Source organism: Lentzea sp. HUAS12, from assembly GCF_024125735.1.
Lineage (GTDB): Bacteria > Actinomycetota > Actinomycetes > Mycobacteriales > Pseudonocardiaceae > Lentzea > Lentzea albida.
The window spans coordinates 5,390,125-5,412,203 of the sequence record NZ_CP099738.1 but is presented as its reverse complement, the minus strand read 5'-3'; the positions used below and the strand labels follow the sequence as shown (position 1 = coordinate 5,412,203).

Below are 22,079 nucleotides of genomic sequence, written 5' to 3'. Positions count from 1 at the left end.
GGGCCGTTATCAGGTATCTCGTTTCAAGTCGAGACCCCGGCCTCCGTAGACTTCTCGGCTGTGACTGAACTCGACACCGCAACCCAGCGTCCCGAACTCCCCGCCGCGTGGACTCCGGCGGAGGTAGAGGCGGAGCTGTACCAGCGGTGGGTCGACCGGCGGTACTTCGAGGCGGACGTCAAGAGCGACAAGCCGCCGTTCACGATCGTGCTGCCCCCGCCGAACGTCACCGGCTCGCTGCACATGGGTCACGCCATGAACCACAGCGTCATGGACGCGCTGACGCGCCGCCGCCGCATGCAGGGCTACGAGGTCCTGTGGCTGCCGGGCATGGACCACGCCGGCATCGCGACGCAGAACGCCGTCGAGCGCGACCTCGCGAAGCAGGGCCTGTCGCGGCAGGACCTCGGGCGCGAGAAGTTCGTCGAGCGCGTCTGGGAGTGGAAAGAGGAGTACGGCGGCAAGATCCTCGACCAGATGAAGCGGCTCGGCGACGGCATCGACTGGTCGCGCGAGCGCTTCACCATGGACGAGGGCCTGTCCCGCGCCGTCCAGACGATCTTCAAGAAGATGTACGACGACGGCCTGATCTACCAGGCCGAGCGGATCATCAACTGGTGCCCGCGCTGCCAGACGGCGCTGTCGGACATCGAGGTCGACCACAGCGACGACGAGGGCGAGCTCGTCTCGATCCGCTACGGCGACGGGGAGAACTCGATCGTCGTCGCGACCACTCGCGCCGAGACGATGCTGGGTGACACCGCGGTCGCCGTCCACCCGGACGACGAGCGCTACCGGCACCTCATCGGCACCGAGGTCGAGCTGCCGCTGACCGGCCGCCGCATCCCGATCGTCGCCGACGCGCACGTCGACCCGAAGTTCGGCACGGGCGCCGTCAAGGTCACGCCCGCTCACGACCCGAACGACTTCGAGATCGGCCAGCGCCACGGCCTGCCGAACCTCACGGTCATGGACGGCCGCGCCACCATCACCGTGCCCGGCCCGTTCCTCGGCCTCGACCGGTTCGAGGCGCGCCCGGCGATCGTCGCCGCACTGCGCGCGGAGGGCCGGATCGTCGCGGAGAAGCGGCCGTACGTCCACTCCGTCGGCCACTGCTCGCGCTGCAACACGGTCGTCGAGCCGCGCCTGTCGCTGCAGTGGTGGGTCAAGGTCGATTCGATCGCCGCCGCCGCGTCCGCCGCCGTCCGCGACGGCCGCACCAAGATCCACCCGGCCGAGCTGAACAAGCGGTACTTCGACTGGACCGACAACCTGCACGACTGGTGCATCTCGCGGCAGCTGTGGTGGGGCCACCGGATCCCGGTCCACTACGGCCCGAACGGCGAGGTCGTCTGCGTCGGACCGGACGACGAGGTGCCCACCGGTGAGGGCTGGCGCCAGGACGAGGACGTCCTCGACACGTGGTTCTCCTCGGGCCTGTGGCCGTTCTCGACGCTGGGCTGGCCGGACTCCACCGAGGACCTGAAGAAGTTCTACCCGACCTCGGTCCTGTCCACCGGCTACGACATCCTGTTCTTCTGGGTCGTCCGGATGATGATGTTCGGCCTGTACGCGATGGACGAGGTCCAGCCGTTCGACCACGTCTTCCTGCACGGCCTGATCCGCGACCAGTACGGCAAGAAGATGTCGAAGTCCAAGGGCAACGGCATCGACCCGCTGGACTGGATGGAGCGCTACGGCGCGGACGCCACCCGGTTCACGCTGCTGCGCGGCACGAACCCCGGTTCGGACATGGCCGTCGCCGAGGAGTGGGCGGCCGGCTCCCGCAACTTCACCACGAAGCTGTGGAACGCCACCCGGTTCGCGCTGGCCAACGGCGCGACGGTGGAGCGTCCGCTGCCCGCTCGGGACGAGCTGACGGCGGCCGACCGCTGGATCCTCGACGAGCTCGACGCGTTGGTGTCCACCGTGGACTCCAACTTCGAGGCGTTCCAGTTCTCCCGTGCCTGCGAGGCGCTCTACAGCTTCACGTGGGACGAGTTCTGCGACTGGTACCTGGAGATCGCGAAGGTCCAGATCGCGGACGGCCGCGCCGAGGCCACGCAGTCCGTCCTGGGCCACGTCCTCGACACGCTGCTGCGCCTGCTGCACCCGGCGATCCCGTTCATCACCGAGACGCTGTGGACGTCGCTGACCGGCGGTGAGTCGCTGGTCGTCGCCGACTGGCCGAAGCCGTCCGGTGCCGAGCGCGACCTGGACGCCAAGGCCGAGGTCGAGGGCCTGAAGAAGCTCGCGACCGAGATCCGCCGGTTCCGTTCCGAGCAGGGCCTCAAGCCCGGCCAGAAGGTCGCGGGCAAGGTCCGCGGCGCGTGCTGCGTCGGTCTGCTCGACCAGGTCCCGTCGGTCCGCGCGATGACGCGGCTCACCGAGCCCGGCGAGGAGTTCACCGTCTCGGCGACGCTCGAGGTCGGTCTGCCCAAGGGCGCGGTGAAGGTCGAGCTGGACCTGTCCGGCGCGATCGACGTCGCCGCGGAGCGCAAGCGCCTCGCGAAGGACCTGGCCGTGGCGCAGAAGGAGCTCGACGGCACGACGAAGAAGCTGGGCAACGAGGCGTTCCTCGCCAAGGCGCCCGCCGACGTCAAGGCCAAGATCGAGGAGCGCAAGGCCGTGGCCGAGTCCGAGATCGCCCGCATCAACGAGCGCCTCGCGGCGTTGCCGGAGGCGTAAGAACAGTGGAAACGAACCTCGACGAGTTCCTCGACGTCGAGAACGAGCTGAACCAGCGGTGGCCCGAGACCAAGCTCGAGCCGTCGCTGGACCGGATCAAGGCGCTCGCCCACGTGCTGGGCGACCCGCAGACGTCCTACCCGGTCGTGCAGCTGACGGGCACGAACGGCAAGACGTCGACGTCGCGCATGGTCGACGCGCTCTTCACGCGCATCGGCCTGCGCACGGGCCGGTTCACGAGCCCGCACCTGCAGCTCGCGACCGAGCGGATCAGCCTCGACAACCAGCCGATCTCGCCGGAGCGCTACGTCGAGGTCTACCGCGACATCGAGCCGTACGTCGCGATGGTCGACTCGCGGTCCGAGATCCGGATGAGCAAGTTCGAGGTGCTCACCGGCATGGCCTACGCGGCCTTCGCGGACGCGCCGGTCGACGTCGCCGTGGTCGAGGTCGGCATGGGCGGCACGTGGGACGCGACGTCCATCGTGGACACCCGCGTCGCCGTGCTGACCCCGATCGGCGTCGACCACACCGAGTACCTGGGCAACCGCCCCGAGGACATCGCGGTCGAGAAGTCCGGCATCATCAAGCCGGGCTCGGTCGCGATCATCGGCGAGCAGACGCCCGAGGTCATGCGGGTGCTGCTGGAGCGGGTGGCCGAGGTCGACGCGACCGTGGCCCGGTTCGGCAGCGAGTTCGGCGTGATCTCGCGGGCCGTCGCGGTCGGCGGCCAGATGATCACGTTGCAGGGCCTCAGCGGCGTGTACGAGGACATCTTCCTGCCGCTGCACGGAGAACACCAGGCGGCGAACGCGGCGATCGCGCTGGCCGCCGTCGAGGCGTTCTTCGGCGCGGGCCCGGACCGCCAGGTCAACGTCGACTTCGTCCGCGAGGGCTTCGCGTCGGTCATCACGCCGGGCAGGCTGGAGCGCGTTCGCAGCGCCCCCAACGTGTTCGTCGACGCCGCGCACAACCCGCACGGCGCCGCGGCACTCGCCAAGGCGCTGGAGTCGGAGTTCGGCTTCCGCAAGCTGGTCGCCGTCGTCGCGGTCATGTCCGACAAGGACGCCGAGGGCATCCTGTCCGCCCTGGAACCGGTCGTGCAGGAACTGGTGATCACCACCAACTCCTCGCCGCGCGCCATGGACCCGGACGTGCTCGCCGGCCTCGCCGTGCCGATCTTCGGCGAGGACCGGTTCGAGGTGCGCCCGAGACTGGTCGACGCCATCGAGGAAGCCATCCACCTCACCGAGGACGAGCAGTCCGGCGGCGGCATCATCGTCACCGGCTCGGTCGTCACCGCCGGTGAGGCCCGCGCGCTGTTCGGAAAGGAGCCGGCATGACCACCCCGGCCCCTCTGAAGAAGGACCCGATGAAGGCGTTCCGGGGCATCATGGCCGGCACGCTGATCCTCGAGGTCATCGTCGTCGCCCTGGCCCTGCCGGTCATCGCCAAGCTGCACGGCGGCGTCACCTCGCTCGTCGGCTGGATCGCGTTCGGCTTCATCGCGGTGTTCATCGCGATGTGCGCGTTCGTCCGCCGGCCGTGGGCGATCCCGGTCGTGGTGGGCCTGCACGTGCTGCTGATCGCCTCGTGGCTGCTGCTGCCGGCGATGGGCGTGATCGGCGTGATCTTCGGGCTGGTGTGGGGCTACCTGCTGTGGCTGCGCAGGGACCTGCTGCAGCGGATGGCCGAGGGGCGGCTGCCCGCGCAGCAACAGGCGGCACGGGAGCAGGCGGAGCAGGAGCAGGCCTGACCGCGTGCGGCGGTCAGGCCCGGCACGTCACCTCTGCTTGTTCAGATCCTCCTGGCCCTTCTCGTAACTCTCGTCCCAGTTGGCGCCTTCCTTGAACGCCTCGGACGCGCCGGTCCGCCCCAGGGCCACGGGCTTCACCGTGTCCGCGAACCCGTCCCGGCCGCGCGGCGCCATGATGTCGTCGACCCGGTTCGCCGCGTTCTTCGCCGCGTCGTTGCCGAACGTCAGCTTGTCGCGGATCGCGTTGTTGGCGCTCGCGAAGCCGTCCTCGATCTGCTTGACGGCGGCGTGGTTCTTGCCGATCGACCGGCCGACGCCCTTGGCCTTGCGGCCGATGTTGACCGCGGCCTTGGCGAGCGCGTCGGACACGCCCTTGAGGTTGTCGAACTTGCGCACGGCCTGCGCGAGCTTCATCAGCAGCTTGCTGACCTTGCCCGCGATCTTGCCCGCGGTCGACGCCGCACGGGCGACGGCCCAGCCGGTGAACGCGGCGATCGAGGCGCCGAAGCTGCACCAGCTCGTCGCGAGCGCGGTCACGGCGGCGATGATGAACTCCGCCACCACGTCCGCCACGATGTCGCGGATGATGCCGCGCACCGCCGCGACCAGGATGCCCGTGCCCCGGATGCCGGTGGCCACGGCGTTCGCGGCGCCTTCCAGCGCCTTGATCTGCTCGGCCAGCGTGGAGGCCGCCTTGCGGTAGCCGTCGCCGGACTGGCCGGTCCACGTGCTGGTCTGGCTGGTGGCGGCGGCCGCGTAGTCGTTGCCCACCTTGGCGCACGCCTTCGCGACCTCGCCCCAGGCGGCCGCGACGACGTTGATCGCGCCGGGATCGCCCGCCAGGTCGTCGAGCGGTTCCTTGAGGAACGACACGTGCTCGATCAGCCAGCCGATGCCCGCGCCCACGAGGGTGCCGAGCGGGTTCGCCACGAAGCCGAGCACGTCGAGCCCGAGGGCGACGCCGTCGAACGCCCAGTCGCTCGGGTTGTTGAAGTCCTCCGCGCACTTCCAGACGGTGTCGACGATCCGCGCACCGTCGGTGGCGTTGTCGGCACTGACGTCGAGAACCATCTGCTACCCCTTGTACTTCGCGAAGAGCTTCGCGTGGTCGTCGTCGGTCTCGCGCGTCGCGTCCGCGCTGTCGCGCAGCGCGTCGGCCACGTCCGGCAGCGCGTTCGCCAGCTCGTTGATGGAGTTCGCGATCGCCGCGATGTGGATGCGCACGGGAATGCTGAAGACCTGGCCGATGAGCCCGTACGTCTCGACGCCGAGATCAACGCTCTCGCCTCGTCCGGCGGCGCGCGTGAGCTCCATTCCGAACGACTGCACGGTGCCCGCGTGACTGATCACGTCGGCGGGCTCCATGGAAAATCCTGTCACCGGGACCCCTTACCGGTAGATGGTGCCGAACGGCTCGTCGTCGTCGCGCGGCCGTTGTTGTTGCCTCGGAGGCTGTTCCTCGGTCTCCTCCGGCGCCTGCGCCGCGGTGACCTGGTCGCGCAGGAAGTCCATGGCCGGCGTGCCGCCGATCAACGGCTGCATGGTCGCCTCCATCTGCCCGGCGACGGCCGCGTGTGCCCTGCTCACCGTTTCGGTGATCAGGGCGGCGAGCTGGTCGTGCGACATCCGCATCGCCGCGGGCGTCAGGCTGAGCTTCTCGAGCCGCCCGCCCGGCGCCATCCGCACCGCGACCGACCTGTCGGGACTGCTCACGTCCGCGCGCAACGCCTTGAGCTGGGCCTGCGTCTCCTCGGCTCTGCGCTGGATGTCGTTGACGCGACGCATGTAGTCGTCGAGCCGCTGCTGCCCAGCGCCCAGTTCTGCGGAACTCATGCCCCGTCAGACTGATCGGGCGGCGTTCCGGTTCCCCTTACTTCGCCACCAGTTGCGAGGCCATGTCCTTTGCGGACTGCCGGGTGGACAGCACGACGCCCAGCAGGGCCAGCAGCACCAGCGCGTCCCGTCCACCGGCCAGCCACACGACGACCGGCGCGTCGTGGATCGCGAGCACCACCTCGACGACCGCCCACACCGCGAGCGCCGCGAGGACCGCCGCCGGCACCCAGCTGCTCCCGCCCTGCGGCACCTTCTTCGCGTCGAGGTAGGACTGTCCATAGCGGACGATGCGGGCGGCGTCCTTGCGCACACCCTCCGCGATCAGCCCGATGACCGCGGCGACGAGCACCGCGAACCCGGCCAGCACCCCGGACGGCAGGTCGACGAGCCAGGCGTCCTCGATCGCGGGCCACGGCGACACGAACTCCCCGGCGCGGCGCGGAGCGTCGAAGAACGGCATCGAGGCCAGCCCCTCCGCGGCGGCCGTGCCCAGCGCGAGCCACGCCAGCAGACGCAACCGCCGCACCCGCCGCGTGACCGGAGTGGCCTTCACCTCCGCCTTGGTGACCGGCCACTTCTCGTCCGGCTTCGCCGTGCCCCGCCCCGGCACCAGCGACAACACCGCGGCCAGGAGGAACCACAGCGTCAGCAATCCGAGCGCGACGGCGGCGAGCGGTCCGGCGAGGAACCAGCGCGCGCTGTCGTTGCGCCCGGCCTCCCTCGTGGACCGGAACACGGCAACGTCCTGCTCATCTGGCTCCAGTTGCCCCGGCGCGAACGCGACCCGCTCGGTGCCGCCGCCGTCCCACCGCACGTCCGCCTCACACGCGTGGGACGTGCCGACGCCCCACCGCCCGATCGGGCCGTGCTCGGTGCACGACGTCACGGTGGCCGTGCCGACCTGCCGTGCTTCGAGCGCGCCGGTCAGGACGTCCGTGGTGCGGATCGTCGTGGCCAGGGCCAGGAAGGCGAGGACGGCGGCGAGTCCGAAAGCGAGTGCGCGCACCCGCCCACCCTAGACACCGGGAAGGCGACGGCAGGTCGCTTTCGGCAGCCGTCCGGGTTCACCCGATCGGGCCCCGAAGCCCGGACGAGGCCTGCGACCTGGCGCTATGCTGATCGGCGCACGATTCTGCGGGAAAGCACCGACCTGGGGGATGACGTGCTGCGGTCGTCCATCGAACTGTCCGACCTGGCCTTCGACGTGCTGTGGAAGCAGGAGGAGCTGGGGGAGCACCACCCCGCCCTGCCGGTCGGCTCGCCCGGCGAGACCGAGGACCAGAGCGACGTCCTCGCTGAGCTGCACCGAGTGGGGCTCGACCACCCGGACGTGAGGGGCGCGCTGCACCTGATCGCCAAGGCGGAGCACGACTACTCGGCCTGGATCGCGGTCGCGCCGCACGAGACCAGGCCCGTCGTCGTGGCGGCGAACGCGCAGGAAGGCGTGCTCGCCGTGCACGACAACGGGTTCGTGCAGCTGCACCCGATCCGGCCGGAGAACGCGCCGGAGGTCCTCGCGATGCAGCTGCCGGACGTCCCGGCGGGCCGCGGCGCGTCGATCAACGTGCACGAGACGGAGATCAACCTGCACCAGCAGGGCCTGGCGTCGCCGACGCTCTCGTTGCGCCGGTTGCTCGCCCGGCCCCGCAAGGGCACGGCGAAGCTGTACGCGGCCAGGCACGACGGCGAGGGCAGGCAGCGGGCCAAGACGTTCCTCACCACGATCGACTTCGAGGACGGCCGCTGGCTCGTGGTCAAGTACACCGACGAGAACCACCAGACGTGGGTGCACGCCACACCCGCGTCCCGCCAGGTCGTCGCCGACTGGCTGAAGCGCCTGACCTGAGGGATTTACCACCGCCTAACCGGACTGCCGCAGCGTCGCGGCCGTGAGAAAGCCTTTCGCCATCGCCTCCGCACTGGCCGCGACGCTGCTGTCCGCCGGGTTCTCGGGCACCGCCCACGCCGAGACCGTCCCGGGATGTGCCTCCGCCAAGCAGATCGGCACCACCGGGTACGTGAAGTACCAGGGCGCGACCATCGCGTCGGTGAAGCAGTTCGCCGGCTGCGGCAAGAACTACGCCTACACCTGGGTCTGGGACTCCTACGCCCAGAACCACTCCTTCCGCGTCACCAACTGGATCGCGGTGATCGACGGCACCGAGGAGTACCCCGGCAGCGAGTCCCGCAGCACCACCAGGCAGGAGCTCTGGGGTGCCGGCGGCGCCACGCTGGACAAGTGCACCCGCGCGGTGGCCAGCGTCACCGTGCCCGGTGGCGGCTACGTGAGCGGCTGGACCGACAAGCGCTGCTGAAGTTCACCCGCGGTTCGGCCGCTGGTCAGAACCGGCGACTAGAAACCGCGCATGACCTTCGACCGTCGTACGTTGTTCAAGGCAGGCGCACTCGGCACGGCCGCCGCCCTGGTGCCGGGTGGCGTCGGCCTCGCGAAGACCGACCGCCCGATCCTCACGCACGGCGTGCAGTCCGGCGACGTCACCTGGGACGGAGGCATCGTCTGGACCCGCGCGGACCGGCCGTCCCGGATGCTCGTCGAGGTGTCCCACGACCCGAAGTTTCGCCTCTCCCGCCACTTCCGCGGTCCGTTGCTCACCCCGGAGACCGGCGGCACGGGCCGGCTGCGCGTCTCGAGCCTGCTGCCCGGCCGTCCGGCCTACTACCGCGTGACGGCCGAGGACCTGCACGGCCGCAGCCGCAGCGAACCGGTCACGGGCAGCTTCACGACGGCCCCGCTCGGCCGGGAGGAGGTCAGCTTCGTCTGGTCCGGTGACGTCGCGGGCCAGGGCTGGGGGATCAACCCGGACATCGGCGGCATGCCGATCTTCAAGGCGATGGCCGACCGCAGGCCCGACTTCTTCGTCCACAGCGGCGACAGCGTCTACTCCGACAACCCGATGCAGGCGAGCGTGACGCTTCCGGACGGCCGGGTGTGGCGCAACGTCGTCACGCCGGAGAAGTCCAAAGTGGCCGAAACGCTCGACGAGTACCGCGGCCAGTTCGCCTACAACCTGCTCGACGACAACGTGAAGCGGTTCGCCGCCCAGGTCCCGAGCTTCGTCCAGTGGGACGACCACGAGGTCACCAACAACTGGTACCCCGGCGAGATCCTGGAGTTGCCGCAGTACACCGAGAAGCGCGTGGACGTGCTGGCACAGCGCGCTTTCCAGGCTTTCCACGAGTGGATGCCGATCGATCAGAAGCGTGCGGTCGACGGTCGCGTGTACCGGAAGTTCTCCTACGGCCGCAACGTCGAGATCTTCGTGCTCGACATGCGCACCTACAAGGACAGGAACACCTCGCCCAAGGACCAGCCCGGCGTCATCCTCGGCGCGAAGCAGGCCAGGTGGCTCGTCGACTCCCTGAGCCGCAGCACGGCCACGTGGAAGATCATCGCGGCGGACCTGCCGATCGGCCTCACCGTGCCGGACGGCGCCGACGTCGAGGGCGTCGCGAACGGTCTGCCGGGCGCGCCCAACGGCCGTGAGCACGAGATCGCATGGGTGCTCAGGGAGCTCAAGAAGCGCCGCGTCAAGAACACGGTGTGGCTGACGGCGGACGTCCACTACACGGCCGCGCACCACTACTCGCCCGACCGCGCGGCCGTCGGCGACTTCGACCCGTTCTGGGAGTTCGTGTCCGGTCCGCTGCACTCCGGCGCGTTCGGTCCGAACACGCTCGACCCGACGTTCGGCCCGCAGGCCGTGTTCGTGCACGCGCCACCTGCCGCCAACACCTCGCCGCTGGACGGGTTCCAGCACTTCGGCGAGGTCAAGGCGTCGCACCACGAGCTCACGGTGTGGCTGCGCGACTCCACCGGCGCGTCGCTGTGGTCCCGCACGCTGAAAGCCGCCTAGCAGGGACGTAGTGTCGGTGCGTGCCCATCTCGTTCGACACCACCGGCTTCCGTCAGCTTGACCAGAACACCTGGCAGCACGCCAACGGTGACCAGGCCGTGCTCACCTACTTCGGCCTGGTCCCGGACCTCCCGGCAGGGCTCGACGACCTGCCGAAGCTCCGGCACGACCTCGCGGTCATCCACGGCGAGGCCGGCTGCCTGGTCGAGGCGCACGTCGTCCAGCTCGGAGGGGCGCCCGCGTTGCTGCGGATCGTCAAGCTGCCGCTGCCGAACCAGCCCAACGGGCAGGTCTTCACCTGCTCGTTCACCATCCCGAAGGAGCGCTCCAGCGCCGTGCTGCAGCTGGTGGCGGCGGAGCGGGGGATGACGGGCGCGCGGGAGGCCGTGCTCGCCGCCGAGCTCGGGTTCGAGAACTGGGTCAGGCAACACCCGTACGCGCCCGAGCTGCAGGGCGTGCTGCCGTTCCACGCGGGCGACGACCCGCGCCACGACCCGAGATTCCCCGACCACCCGTTGTCGCGTGTGCGCGCGTGGGCCCACCATGTGGTCCGCACGGCGCAGGTGGATCCCGGGTTCGCCTCGTTGCCGCCGTTCCGGCCGCAGCCTCCGCCGTCTCCGGTCGAGCCCGGCCAGAGGCTCGTCACCGCCCTGCCGAGCCTCCCGGTCAGGGACTTCGTCGGCCTGCGGATCGGTGAGCAGACGACGTACTGGCGCACGACCGACGCGACGCTGGGGGAGATGCTCGGCCGCGGCCTCATGGGGCGCTCGCCGCTCGCCGACACCCGGTTCCGCGACATGCTCATGATCGACGTCGAGACCGGCGACGCGATGATCCCCGACCGCTTCACCACCAACGGCCAGATGACCGCGCACAGCACGCGTCTGCAGCAGGTCACGCTGGCCGAAGCCAATGCCGCGCTCTCCGACGACGACGTCATGGACGCCTTCAAGTGGGCAGGGCGGAAGTGCGGCGAGGCGGCGGAACGCGGCGAGTTCCTGTCGCTGGAGCCGATCGAGAACGACGGCGAGCAGGCCGATCCGCACGTGCTGCTGGCCGTCCAGCCGCACGAGGGGCAGCAGGTGGTCATCGCCCAGTTCTCGCCGCCGCCGGCCGGCGGACCGCTCGCGGGCTCGGCGAGCCGCAGCGCTCCGGCCACGCCCGAGTCCGTCGAGGGCATCGGCGTGATCGCCGGGCTGGCGGTCAACGAGTGGCGCTCACATCCGTTGAACATGGCGATCACCTACCGGCGTCCGGCGGGCTGATCGCAAATATTTGCAGAACCCGACGTATTGTTTCCTGCTGTTTGCCGTGGTTTCGTGCAGCAACCCTGCAAGAAGTTGCGACAAGGAGGTCGCGATGCGTCGGGTCGTCGCCGCGCTCGCTGCACTGGTTCTACTCCCCCTCACACCGGTCCAGGCCGTTGCCGCTCCACCGCAACGCCTCGCCGTGGGCGAGGTGGTGGACGTCGCGCCCGGTGTGCGCGACGGGGACGCGAGGCTCGCCTTGCCGCCCAAGCGCGACGACCTCCGGGGCGAGCGCTTCTACTTCGTGATGCCCGACCGGTTCGCGAACGGCGACCCCGGCAACGACCGCGGCCGCTCGAAGGCCGCCGAGCACGGGTTCAACCCCGCCGACAAGGGCTTCTACCACGGTGGCGACCTCAAGGGGCTGCGCCAGAAGCTCGACTACCTCGACGGCATGGGCATCACGGCGATCTGGATGACGCCGATGTTCCTCAACCGCTGGGTGCAGGGCGACTCCGCCGGCTACCACGGCTACTGGACGCTCGACTTCACCAAGCTCGACCCGCACTTCGGCACCACGCAGGAGATGCGCGACCTGATCCGCGACGCGCACCGGCGGGGCATCAAGGTCTTCTTCGACATCGTCGCGAACCACACCGCCGACGTGATCAAGTACCAGGAGGGCAAGACCCAGTACGTCTCGACGGGTGCCCAGCCGTACCTGGACGCGTCGGGCAAGCCGTTCGACATCGCGGAGTACGCGGGCCGCAAAGACTTCCCGAAGCTCGACGCGGCCAAGTCGTTCCCGTACACGCCGGTGAAGGACGGTCCGACGAAGTTCCCGTTGTGGCTCAACGACTCCACGCTCTACCACAACCGCGGTGACTCGACGTTCTCCGGCGAGTCGAGCGAGCAGGGCGACTTCTCCGGCCTCGACGACCTCATGACCGAGCACCCGCGCGTGGTCAACGGCATGAAGGACATCTTCACCAGCTGGATCGACACGCTCGACATCGACGGCTACCGCGTCGACACGGTCAAGCACGTCAACCTGGAGTTCTGGCAGGCCCTCGCGCCGCACGTGAAGCAGTACGCGAACCGCAAGGGCAAGAAGGACTTCTTCGTGTTCGGCGAGGTCTTCGACTCCTCGCCCGAGAACACCTCGAAGTACACGACCGAAGGCCGCATGCAGGCCACGCTCGACTTCCCGTTCCAGAGCAGCGCGCTGACCTTCCTGTCCGGCAAGGGTTCCCAGCGCCTCGGTGAGGTCCTGCTCGACGACGACCGCTACACCGACGCCGACTCCAACGCCTCGTCGCTGCCCACGTTCCTCGGCAACCACGACATGGGCCGCATCGCGTGGATGATCCGCAACGACCGGCCCGGCATCTCGGACGCCGAGCTGCTGGAACGGCTGAAGCTCGGCAACCAGCTGATGTACCTGTGGCGCGGCAACCCGGTCGTCTACTACGGCGACGAGCAGGGCTTCGCGGGCACGGGCGGCGACAAGCTCGCACGTCAGGACATGTTCGCCTCGAAGACGCCCGAGTACGCGGCGGAGAAGTTCGTCGGCTCCGACCGCACGGGCGCCGTCGACAACTTCACCACCTCGCACCCGCTGTACCAGCAGCTCAAGGCGCTGGCCGCGCAGGTCGACAAGGACCCGGTGTGGCGCGACGGCAACCAGGTCCTCCGCTACGCCGACGGGGACGTGTTCGCGTTCAGCCGGATCCTCGGCCGTGAGCACCTCGTCGTCGCGAACGCGGGCACCGCGCCCGCGACCGTCACCGTGCCGGTGTCGTCCGCCGGTTTCGAGAACGCCGCTGTGCGGAACGGGCGCGTCACGGTGACCGTGCCCGCGCTGTCGACGGTGGTGCTCAAGGGGACCGGCGACGTCGCCAAGTCCAAGCCGGCGCCGACGCTGGTCGCCCCGGCCGCCGGAACCGTGCTGGACGAGCGCGTCGAGCTCCGCGCGGACGGCATCACCGCCCCGAACGCCGCCGCGACCTTCGCCGCTCGCGTCGAGGGCACGCGCGACTGGACGGTGCTCGGCACCGACGACGCCGCGCCGTACCGCGTGTTCGCCGACCTCTCGGCACTTCCGGGTGCGGCTGTGGGCAAGCGCGTCGAACTGCGTGTCGTGGCGAAGTCGGGGGAACTCGGCGCGGACGGCGCGTTCGTGTCGCTCGTGGCCGCCCCGCCGCTGCCCGAGCCCGGCACGAAGAACCCGGACTGGCTGGTTGTGCACTACGCCCGCGACAACTACGACGGGTGGGGCCTGCACGTCTGGGGCGACGTCGAGACGCCGACCGAGTGGAGCGCTCCTCTGCCGTTCGCCGGGGAGGACGCCTACGGGCGCTTCGCCTGGGTGAAGCTGAAGCCGGGCGCCAAGTCCGTCGGGCTCATCGCGCACAAGGGCGACGAGAAGGACACGTCCGTCGACCGGGTCGTGGACCCGAGCGTCACGCCCGAGGTGTGGCTGAAGCAGGGCGACCCGTCCGTGCACCCGTCCGAGCAGGCGGCCACCGGCAAGGCGGTCGTGCACTACGTCGGTGACTCCGCAGGCGTTGTTGTACGTGTTGCTGGGCGGCCTGATGTGCTGCTCTCGAATGGTATTGCTGAACTACCGCCCACCACGGACTTCTCCGTCGTGCGCGGCACGACCGTGGAGGCCTCGGGCAAGTTCACGAGTGGCCACTCGTGGGTGGCGAACGGCAAGGTGCACGCTTCTCTTGCCGCCGCCGAGAGCCGCGCGGTGATCCACTACAACCGCCCGGACGGCGACTACACCGACTGGACGATGTACCACTGGACCGGCTCCGCGGAGCCGTCACCGGGCTGGAACCAGTCGCGCGTGCCGGACGGACGTGACCAGTTCGGCGTCTACTGGTCCGTGCCGCTCGCGGCCGGTGCGGCGGGCCTGAGCTACATCGTCCACCGCGGCGACGCCAAGGACCCCGGGCCCGACCAGTTCCTCGACCTGGGGCAGAAGGGGAACGAGGTGTGGCAGTTGCAGGGCGACGAGACCTACCTGCTGCCGCCGAACGCCGGTCCGGCCGCCGACGACGACCTGACCAAGGCCAAGGCGATCTGGATCTCCAAGGACAAGGTCGTCTGGGACGTGCCGTCGGTGCAGTCCGACGGCTACCGGCTGGAGTACGGCGCGAAGGTGCTGCGGCTCTCGCCCACGACCGACGAGGTCCCGGCGCAGTTCCCGCACCTGCGCGGGAAGCCGGTGTTCGCCGTGCGCGGGTTCGTGGACGAGGCGTTGCGGGACAGGCTCGTGGCCGTGCACGTCGACGCGGGCGGCGCGATCCGGCACCGCACGAGCGTGCAGATCGCGGGGGTGCTGGACGACCGCTATGCCGCCGCGGCGACGAGACTGGCGTTCGGGCCGGCGTTCGACCGCGACCGCGCGTCGGTCCGGTTGTGGGCGCCGACTGCTACCAACGTGAAGCTGCGGCTGTTCGACGAGCCGTCCGGTGAGCCTCGCAAGGTCGTGCAGCTCAAACGCGACGACGCGTCCGGCTCGTGGTCCGGTGACGGCAACTGGAAGAACAAGTACTACCAGTTCGAAGTCACCAACTGGGAGCGCACGGTCGTGGTCACCGACCCGTACTCCGTGGCGTTGTCGGTGAACTCGACGCACTCGCAGTTCGCCGACCTCAAGGACAGCCGGTCGATGCCGTCCGGGTGGGCGAAGGACGTCGCGAAGGGCATGGGCGGCGCGATCACCGAGCTGCACGTGCGCGACTTCTCGATCAACGACCAGTCGGTTCCGGCATCGGACCGCGGCACCTACAAGGCGTTCACGCACCGCGACTCGACCGGCATGAAGCACCTGAAGACGCTGGCCGCGGCGGGCATGGACACCGTGCACCTGCTGCCGACGTTCGACATCGCGACGATCCCCGAGAAGCGGTCCGACCAGGCCACGCCCGCGTGCGACCTGCCCTCGCTGCCCGCCGACTCCGACCAGCAGCAGGCCTGCGTCGGTGCGGTCGCGGCGAAGGACGGCTTCAACTGGGGTTACGACCCGTTCCACTACGACGTGCCCGAGGGCTCGTACGCCACGGCGGACGCGCAGAACGGCTGGGCGCGGTCGAAGCAGTACCGCGAGATGGTGAAGTCGTTGCACGACAACGGCAACCGCGTCGTGGTGGACGTCGTCTACAACCACACGGCGGCGTTCGGCGACGCACCGACGTCCGTGCTCGACAAGGTCGTGCCCGGCTACTACCAGCGGCTCAACCTCGACGGCTCGGTCGCGAACTCCACGTGCTGCGCCAACACGGCGACCGAGAACGCCATGATGGGCAAGCTCGTCGTGGACTCGGTGGTGCGGTGGGCGCGCACGTACAAGGTCGACGGGTTCCGGTTCGACCTGATGGGCCACCACCCGAAGGCGAACATCCTCGCGGTGCGCGCCGCCCTGGACGCGCTGACGGTCGAACGCGACGGCGTGGACGGGCGCAAGATCGGCGTCTACGGCGAGGGCTGGGACTTCGGCGAGGTCGCGGGCAACGCCCGGTTCGAGCAGGCAACCCAGGCGAACATGGCCGGCACGGGCGTCGGCACGTTCAGCGACCGGCTCCGGGACGCGGTGCGCGGAGGCGGTCCGTTCGACGACGACCCGCGCGTGCAGGGCATCGGCTCCGGTCTGGCCGGCGACGTTAACTCCTCACCCGCCAACGGGAACGTGGCTGCGCGGCTGGAGAACTACAGCGACCTGGTGAAGCTCGGCATGGCGGGCAACATGGCGTCGTACCGGTTCCAGTCCACGGCCGGTCCCGTCGTCGCCGGGCGCGATGTGCAGTACAACGGCTCTCCCGCCGGGTACACGGGGCAGCCGTTGGAGGCCATCACGTACGTGGACGCGCACGACAACGAAGCGCTGTTCGACGCGTTGATGTACAAGCTGAAGCCCGAGACGTCGATGGTCGACCGGGTGAAGATGCAGACCGTGTCCCTGGCGCCCGCGTTGCTCGGGCAGGGGCGGCCGTTCGTGCACGCGGGTACGGAGTTCCTGCGCTCGAAGTCGTTGGACCGCAACAGCTACGACTCGGGCGACTGGTTCAACGCCTACGACCCGTCGTTGCGCGACAACGGGTTCGGTCGCGGGCTGCCGCCCAAGGCCGACAACGAGGCGAAGTGGCCGTACGCGAAGCCGTTGCTGGCCGGGCCGAAGCCCGCGCCGGCGGACATGAAGGCCTCGCTCGACGCGACCCTCGAGTTGCTGCGGATCCGCCAGACGTCGCCGTTGTTCTCGCTGGGCAGCGCGGACCTGGTGCAGCAGAAGGTCTCGTTCCCCGCGGCCGAGCCCGGTGTGATCGTCATGCACGTCGACGACACCGTCGGGCCGGACGTGGACCCGGCGCGTCGAGGACTGGTCGTGGTCATCAACCCGTACCCGACGGACAGGGCGGTCACGCTGCCCGCCGGTGACTGGAAGGCTGTGACCAGCGAGAAGAAGGTCGGTGCGGCACGATCGGTAGTCGTGCTGGAGCGATAGTCCCGCCGCAAAACAGTTTTGTTGCAGATTGGTTTGGTACCTTGGTGCTCATGGGCACGAAGGGGTGTACCGACCTGTTGATGCTGCTGCACCGGACGGGTCACGCACTGGAGACCGAACTGACGGCGCGGCTCGCGGAGATCGGACTGACTCCGCGAGCCCGCTGCGTGTTGTCCAGCGCCCTCGACGCGGATCTCACGCAGACCGAGATCGCCGATCGCGTCAGCATCGACAAGACGACCATGGTCGTGACGATGGACGCCCTCGAATCCGCTGGGTACGCGGAGCGCAAGCCTTCACCGACGGACCGCCGTGCGCGCGTTGTGGTGGTGACGGATCTGGGCCGCGAGATCGTGGCGAAGGCCGCTGACGTGCACGACGAGGTGGTCGGCAGCGTGCTGGGGTCGCTGCCTGAAGACGAGCGAGAGGGCATGGTCAACGGCCTGACGAGGCTGGTCGAAGGCCGGTTGGGCACTCCTGTCGCCTGTGAGAGGCCGCCGCGCAAGCGTGCTCTTCGTCATGCGGTTGGGTAGAAGATAGTCCCGTACAAAACTATCTGCTACGGTCCCTCTTATGACTTCAGGGGGATCGAGAACCGACGCGCGCTGGCTCGCGCTGATCGTGCTGTGCGCGGGGATGTTGATGATCGTGCTGGACCAGACGATCGTGAACGTCGCGCTGCCCGCGATCGAGGAGGACCTCAAGTTCGGCCAGGCCGGGTTGGCCTGGGTCGTGAACGCGTACCTGATCGCCTACGGCGGTCTCCTCCTGCTCGCGGGTCGCCTGGGTGACCTGATCGGGCACAAGAAGGTGTTCCTGATCGGCCTCGGCGTCTTCACGGTCGCGTCGTTGCTGTGCGGTCTGTCCGTCAGCGCCGAGATGTTGATCGTGTCCCGCTTCGTGCAGGGTGCGGGCGGTGCGCTGGCCACGTCCGTGACGCTGGGCATGGTCGTGACGATGTTCCCGAAGCCCGACGAGCAGAGGCGTGCCATCGGTGTGTTCAGCTTCGTCGCGGCGGCGGGCGCGTCCCTCGGGCTGTTGCTCGGTGGCGTGCTCACGGACGCCATGTCGTGGCACTGGATCTTCTTCGTGAACATCCCGATCGGCCTCGTCGCCGCCGTTGCGGCCGTGCGCCTGGTGCCCGACTCGGAAGGCCTGGGGCTGCGGGAAGGCGCGGACGTCCTCGGGGCGTTGCTGATCGTGGCCGCGGTGATGCTCGGCGTCTACACGATCGTCAAGGCCGAGCACTACGGCTTCGGCTCCGCGCACACGCTGGGCCTCGGTGCCGTGGCGGTGGCGTTGTTGGTGGGATTCGTGCTGCGCCAACGGACTGCCGCGAAGCCGTTGCTGCCGTTGCGGGTGTTCAAGTCCCGCAACGTGACGGGCGCGAACCTCGTCCAGATCTCGATGGTCGCCGGCATGTTCGGGCTGTTCTTCCTCGGCACGCTCTACATGCAGCTCGTGCTGCAGTACACGCCGTTGCAGATCGGTCTGGCGTTCATGCCCGTCGCCGGTGCCATCGCGATGTTCTCGGTGTCGCTGTCGGCACGCCTCAACACCCGGTTCGGCGAGCGGAACATGCTGATCGTGGGCCTGCTGTTCATGCTCGCCGGCATGCTGGTGTTCACGCAGGTGCCGGTCGACGGGTCGTACGTCGCGCACATCCTGCCCGCGGTCGCGCCGCTGGGGATCGGGCTGGGGCTGTCGTTCCCGGCCCTGATGACGCTGGCGATGTCCGGTGCCTCGCACGGCGAGGAAGGGCTGGCGTCCGGTCTGGTGAACACGACCGCGCAGGTCGGTGGCGCGCTGGGGCTCGCGGTGCTGGCGACGACCTCGACGAGCTACACGTCGTCGTTGCTCGCGTCGGGCGTCGGCCGGCTGGAGGCGCTGACCTCGGGCTTCCACCTGGCGTTCTGGATCTCGGCCGCGCTCGTCGCGGTGGCGCTCGGTCTCGCGGTGTTCGTGCTGCGGCAGGTCGCCGTGGCGCGGGACGCCCAGCCCGTTCTGGTGCACTAGGAGAAGGGGAGGGCGCACGAACCGTGCGCCCTCCGCCCGTTCGATCAGATCTGCAGCTCGGTCTCGATGCGCTTGAGCTGGTGCCGCGCCAGGGCGAGGTTCGAGACGTCCCTCTCCAGGACCAGGTAGAGGAACAGCGAGCCCCTGGCCTTCACGCCGCCCATCAACCGGATGAGGTGGTACTGGCGGTGCAGGGTGATCAGGATGTCCTCGATGGTGTCGCTGAGACCCAGCGTCTGGATGACCCGGAGCTTCGACCGGACGACCTCGGTGTTGCCGGCGGCCGCGATCTCCAGGTTCAGCCAGTCGCCGCCGCCGCTCGTGCCGAGCGACATCCCGCTGTCGTAGTCGACCAGCGCGACGCCGACGGCGCCGGAGATGGACATGGCCTCTTTTAGTGCGGTGTCGATGTTCATCAAACTCCACTTTTCTGTGTCAACTGGTGATCGAGGCAACGTGGTCGGCTCGCTCCCCGATCGCGTGCGGACACGTCTCCACATCGATGAGAGCAATGAACCGAATGCGGACATGTGCTACGACCATTTTTTTCGGTGGATGGTGCGTCAGGGGGTCATGATCGAACCGATCCGTTCGATCGCCGGCCGGGTCTCGTGCAGGAGGCGCCCGAGGTTCAGGCCCTTGTCCCCGAGCACGACCATCAGCGCGGTCCGGCTGATGGAGTACACGGCCATGTAGCCTTCGCTGCCGAACACAACGGTCTGGCGGAGCGCGCCCAGACCGACCACCTCGGCCGCCTGGCGCGCGATGCCGAGATCGGCGGCCGCGAGCGCCGAGATGTGCGAGGGTTCGACGTTCTTCGCGACGTCGGTGAGAATCGGGATCCCGTCGGACGCGGCGATCACCGTGTCCGTCACTCCGGCGACGTTCTCTCTGACTTTCCGCAGTTCGGCGGCCAGGGCGTCGTAGTCCAATCCAGTTCCTTTCCGCTGCCCGGCCCCGGAGCCCGAGGGCGCAGGGAGGGCAGACCCCAGTGCGAAAAACTGAAGGCCGTCGCCGGCGGGGCGATGTCCAGCAGTTCCTCACCGAGCATTCGGGAGATCTCGGCGGTGACCGGGTGGAGGCTCCTGCCGGTCGCGAAAGCGATGTCCCGCGCACTGCGCCTTCCCGTGGCGTGCGCGACGATCTCCCGTCGTTCCTCGGACGACGGCGTCCTCCGTCCCGGCACCAGCCGGTCCCGGTAGGGGGAGAACGGGACCGTCAGCGCGTCGAGCAGGCCTGCCACGTGCTCGAGCAGGAGAGCCGGCGCGATGCCGTTCGCGGGCAGCAACGGCACGTCGGTGGAATCGGTGTCGATGACGCATTCCTCCACGTCACCGGCGGCGGTGGCGAACGCTCCGTCGTGCAGGGCGGCCAGGGCGACCGCCTCCACCTCGGCGGGCCCGACGGACCCGCGCGCGACGAGCGCGTCCCGGAGAGACCCGGCGGCGACGCTCTCCACGAGCGCCGCGTCCCACTCCTCCGCGCTGATCACGCCCGAGCTCACCAGCAGCGTGTCCGCTCCCGGGGAACCGGCGCTCTCCACGGCGACCACCACGCCTTCGTGCAGGTGGAACACCCCACCGGCATTGCCGGAAACACGCAACACCCCCGTGACACGGCGGTCGTGGGATTGCGTCAAGGCACATTCGAGGGCGTCGAATGCGGCTCGATGGTCGCGTAACAGAGGTCACTCCGAGTCAATTCGATCTAACCGAGCGGAATCGTGTCGAATAACCGCCCAATCGGGCACTTCTGGCTCATCGAAGGAGTGACCGACGCCGTTACTTCTTACCTGTCGGTATCGGAAAAGTGTGCGGGTAACTACACGATCGAGTGAATGATTCCAGATCGCGTGGCAACATTTTCGAAAAGTATTTATTCGACTTCTATGGGCTTTTCAGTGGTCGGCGAGTTCTTCGCGCTCGCGCACCTCGTCGGTCCGCAGAATGGCGAACTTCCGGTCGTGCGCGCCGAGCACTTTCAGGAAGCCCGGGCTCGTCTCGAACACGTAGACCTCGCGGTCGTCGTTGATCCGCTCCTTCGGCACCCACGGCGTGCTGACGACGGCGGCCACCACGAGCGCGGACCCGGCCAGCAACCACGCGAACCACTTGAGCAACCACCGCGCGTTCCGGATGGCCAGCACCATCGCCGCCCCGATCACCACGGCCCCGGCCGCCAGCCACCACCGGTGGTACGTCAGCGTGTGCGACACCATCAACGCGATGAGCACGATCAGCGTGAGCAACGCCGTCGTGTTCGCCCGCTCGGGATCCCTGCGCGTGCGCAGGTAGAAGAAGAACGTCGCGGGCGTGACGATCATCAGCAGCACCGTGCTGATGCGGTCATCGGCCATGAACGTGCCGAGGAACAGACCGGGCGCGTCGTCCAGCTCGAGCGTGTGCAGGAGCGCGAACGCCGTGTGCCAGTCGTAGTGGGAGACGGCGAGGAGGCGCAGGAGGACGAAGAGGACGGCGGCGCCGGTCAGCGCGGAACCCGTGTGCTTTGCACTCACGCGCAGCACTATGTCGCATCGGCCACCGATGCAGCTGCGTTGGCGTATCCCGGGTCACAGTGGTCCGGACGTGCGCGGTTACCCTTGTCCGCACATCCCGTACCTGTTTTCGAGGAGTCACACCGTCGTGTCCGAGCGCACCCTGGTTCTCGTTAAGCCCGATGGCGTCGCCCGTGGTCTCGTTGGCGAGGTGATCGCCCGCATCGAGCGCAAGGGCCTGAAGCTCGCCGCCCTCGAGCTGCGCACCGCCGACCGCGCCACCGCCGAGCAGCACTACGCGGAGCACGACGGCAAGCCGTTCTACGGCGACCTGGTCGACTTCATCACCGGCGGCCCGCTGGTCGCGCTGGTCGTCGAGGGCGTCCGGGCCATCCCGGCCTTCCGCCAGCTCGCCGGCGGCACCGACCCCGTCGAGAAGGCCACGCCCGGCACGATCCGCGGCGACTTCGGCACCGAGGTCCAGTACAACCTGGTCCACGGGTCGGACTCGGCCGAGTCGGCGGAGCGCGAGATCAAGATCTGGTTCCCGAACCTCTGAGGGTTCTGGGTTTTCGGGGGACGGTCTGCGCAGCTGGTGCGCGGGTCGTCCCCCTGTTTCGTTGGCGCGCTGCTCGGATGTTCCGGCTGCTTCCTG

At 69.0% G+C, this 22,079-nt stretch carries 19 protein-coding genes; 11 read left to right on the top strand and 8 right to left on the bottom strand.

The window, feature by feature from the left end; translation table 11 throughout:
- The first annotated feature begins 60 nt into the window (after positions 1-60).
- Genes ND450_RS24260 through ND450_RS24250 form a run of 3 tightly spaced genes read left to right on the top strand, consistent with a single transcriptional unit; the run spans position 61 to position 4,444 of the window.
- On the top strand, positions 61-2,688 hold the full coding sequence (locus ND450_RS24260; protein ID WP_253320988.1) for a valine--tRNA ligase: 2,628 nt from the start codon (positions 61-63) through the stop codon (positions 2,686-2,688).
- Between the two features lie 5 nt (positions 2,689-2,693).
- Positions 2,694-4,031, top strand: coding sequence for a folylpolyglutamate synthase/dihydrofolate synthase family protein (locus ND450_RS24255; RefSeq protein WP_253320987.1), 1,338 nt, complete (start codon positions 2,694-2,696; stop codon positions 4,029-4,031).
- Entirely contained in the window at positions 4,028-4,444 is a 417-nt protein-coding gene (locus ND450_RS24250) for a DUF4233 domain-containing protein (RefSeq protein WP_089922234.1), read from the top strand. The genes ND450_RS24255 and ND450_RS24250 overlap by 4 nt, the downstream gene beginning before the upstream one ends.
- Positions 4,445-4,471: 27 nt before the next feature.
- On the opposite strand, the gene ND450_RS24245 is transcribed toward ND450_RS24250, so the two are convergent.
- Genes ND450_RS24245 through ND450_RS24230 form a run of 4 tightly spaced genes read right to left on the bottom strand, consistent with a single transcriptional unit; the run spans position 4,472 to position 7,286 of the window.
- On the bottom strand, positions 4,472-5,515 hold the full coding sequence (locus tag ND450_RS24245) for a hypothetical protein (RefSeq protein ID WP_253320986.1): 1,044 nt from the start codon (positions 5,513-5,515) through the stop codon (positions 4,472-4,474).
- Between the two features lie 3 nt (positions 5,516-5,518).
- Positions 5,519-5,809 (bottom strand): hypothetical protein, encoded by a 291-nt coding sequence (locus ND450_RS24240; RefSeq protein WP_089922236.1) that lies wholly within the window; start codon positions 5,807-5,809, stop codon positions 5,519-5,521.
- A 24-nt stretch (positions 5,810-5,833) separates the two neighbouring features.
- Positions 5,834-6,277 carry a YbaB/EbfC family nucleoid-associated protein gene (locus tag ND450_RS24235; protein WP_253320985.1) on the bottom strand — a complete coding sequence of 148 codons (444 nt, stop codon included), beginning with the start codon at positions 6,275-6,277 and terminating at the stop codon, positions 5,834-5,836.
- A 37-nt stretch (positions 6,278-6,314) separates the two neighbouring features.
- Positions 6,315-7,286 (bottom strand): DUF6346 domain-containing protein, encoded by a 972-nt coding sequence (locus ND450_RS24230; protein WP_253320984.1) that lies wholly within the window; start codon positions 7,284-7,286, stop codon positions 6,315-6,317.
- Between the two features lie 156 nt (positions 7,287-7,442).
- On the opposite strand from ND450_RS24230, the gene ND450_RS24225 reads away from it, so the two are divergent.
- The 7 genes from ND450_RS24225 (at position 7,443) to ND450_RS24195 (ending at position 18,930) form a co-directional block, all read left to right on the top strand.
- On the top strand, positions 7,443-8,126 hold the full coding sequence (locus tag ND450_RS24225) for an ESX secretion-associated protein EspG (RefSeq protein WP_253320983.1): 684 nt from the start codon (positions 7,443-7,445) through the stop codon (positions 8,124-8,126).
- A gap of 43 nt (positions 8,127-8,169) precedes the next feature.
- Entirely contained in the window at positions 8,170-8,595 is a 426-nt protein-coding gene (locus ND450_RS24220; protein WP_253320982.1) for a hypothetical protein, read from the top strand.
- 51 nt (positions 8,596-8,646) lie between these two features.
- A complete protein-coding gene (locus ND450_RS24215) occupies positions 8,647-10,155 on the top strand; it encodes an alkaline phosphatase (RefSeq protein WP_253320981.1) in 1,509 nt (502 codons plus the stop codon).
- Between the two features lie 20 nt (positions 10,156-10,175).
- A complete protein-coding gene (locus ND450_RS24210) occupies positions 10,176-11,420 on the top strand; it encodes a hypothetical protein (RefSeq protein ID WP_253320980.1) in 1,245 nt (414 codons plus the stop codon).
- Positions 11,421-11,514: 94 nt separating this feature from the next.
- The gene (gene pulA, locus ND450_RS24205) at positions 11,515-16,914 is read left to right on the top strand and encodes a pullulanase-type alpha-1,6-glucosidase (RefSeq protein ID WP_253320979.1); all 5,400 of its coding nucleotides are present in this window, start codon (positions 11,515-11,517) and stop codon (positions 16,912-16,914) included.
- A 50-nt stretch (positions 16,915-16,964) separates the two neighbouring features.
- Complete coding sequence (locus tag ND450_RS24200; protein WP_253320978.1) at positions 16,965-17,447, top strand: MarR family winged helix-turn-helix transcriptional regulator; 483 nt, start codon at positions 16,965-16,967, stop codon at positions 17,445-17,447.
- A 40-nt stretch (positions 17,448-17,487) separates the two neighbouring features.
- Positions 17,488-18,930: a DHA2 family efflux MFS transporter permease subunit gene (locus ND450_RS24195; protein ID WP_253320977.1), complete on the top strand. Its 1,443-nt coding sequence runs from the start codon at positions 17,488-17,490 to the stop codon at positions 18,928-18,930.
- A 44-nt stretch (positions 18,931-18,974) separates the two neighbouring features.
- On the opposite strand, the gene ND450_RS24190 is transcribed toward ND450_RS24195, so the two are convergent.
- The 4 genes from ND450_RS24190 to ND450_RS24175 all read right to left on the bottom strand — a co-directional run bounded on the left by ND450_RS24190 (position 18,975) and on the right by ND450_RS24175 (position 21,445).
- Positions 18,975-19,346 (bottom strand): hypothetical protein, encoded by a 372-nt coding sequence (locus ND450_RS24190; RefSeq protein WP_177230226.1) that lies wholly within the window; start codon positions 19,344-19,346, stop codon positions 18,975-18,977.
- Positions 19,347-19,493: 147 nt separating this feature from the next.
- Positions 19,494-19,793: a roadblock/LC7 domain-containing protein gene (locus ND450_RS24185; protein WP_253320976.1), complete on the bottom strand. Its 300-nt coding sequence runs from the start codon at positions 19,791-19,793 to the stop codon at positions 19,494-19,496.
- 8 nt (positions 19,794-19,801) lie between these two features.
- Positions 19,802-20,536, bottom strand: a complete 735-nt coding sequence (locus ND450_RS24180) for a hypothetical protein (RefSeq protein ID WP_253320975.1) — start codon at positions 20,534-20,536, stop codon at positions 19,802-19,804.
- Positions 20,537-20,827: 291 nt separating this feature from the next.
- Positions 20,828-21,445, bottom strand: a complete 618-nt coding sequence (locus ND450_RS24175; protein WP_253320974.1) for a hypothetical protein — start codon at positions 21,443-21,445, stop codon at positions 20,828-20,830.
- Between the two features lie 127 nt (positions 21,446-21,572).
- Between ND450_RS24175 and ndk the strand changes: the two genes are divergently transcribed.
- Positions 21,573-21,983 (top strand): nucleoside-diphosphate kinase, encoded by a 411-nt coding sequence (gene ndk, locus ND450_RS24170; protein WP_089928249.1) that lies wholly within the window; start codon positions 21,573-21,575, stop codon positions 21,981-21,983.
- The last annotated feature ends 96 nt before the right edge of the window (positions 21,984-22,079 follow it).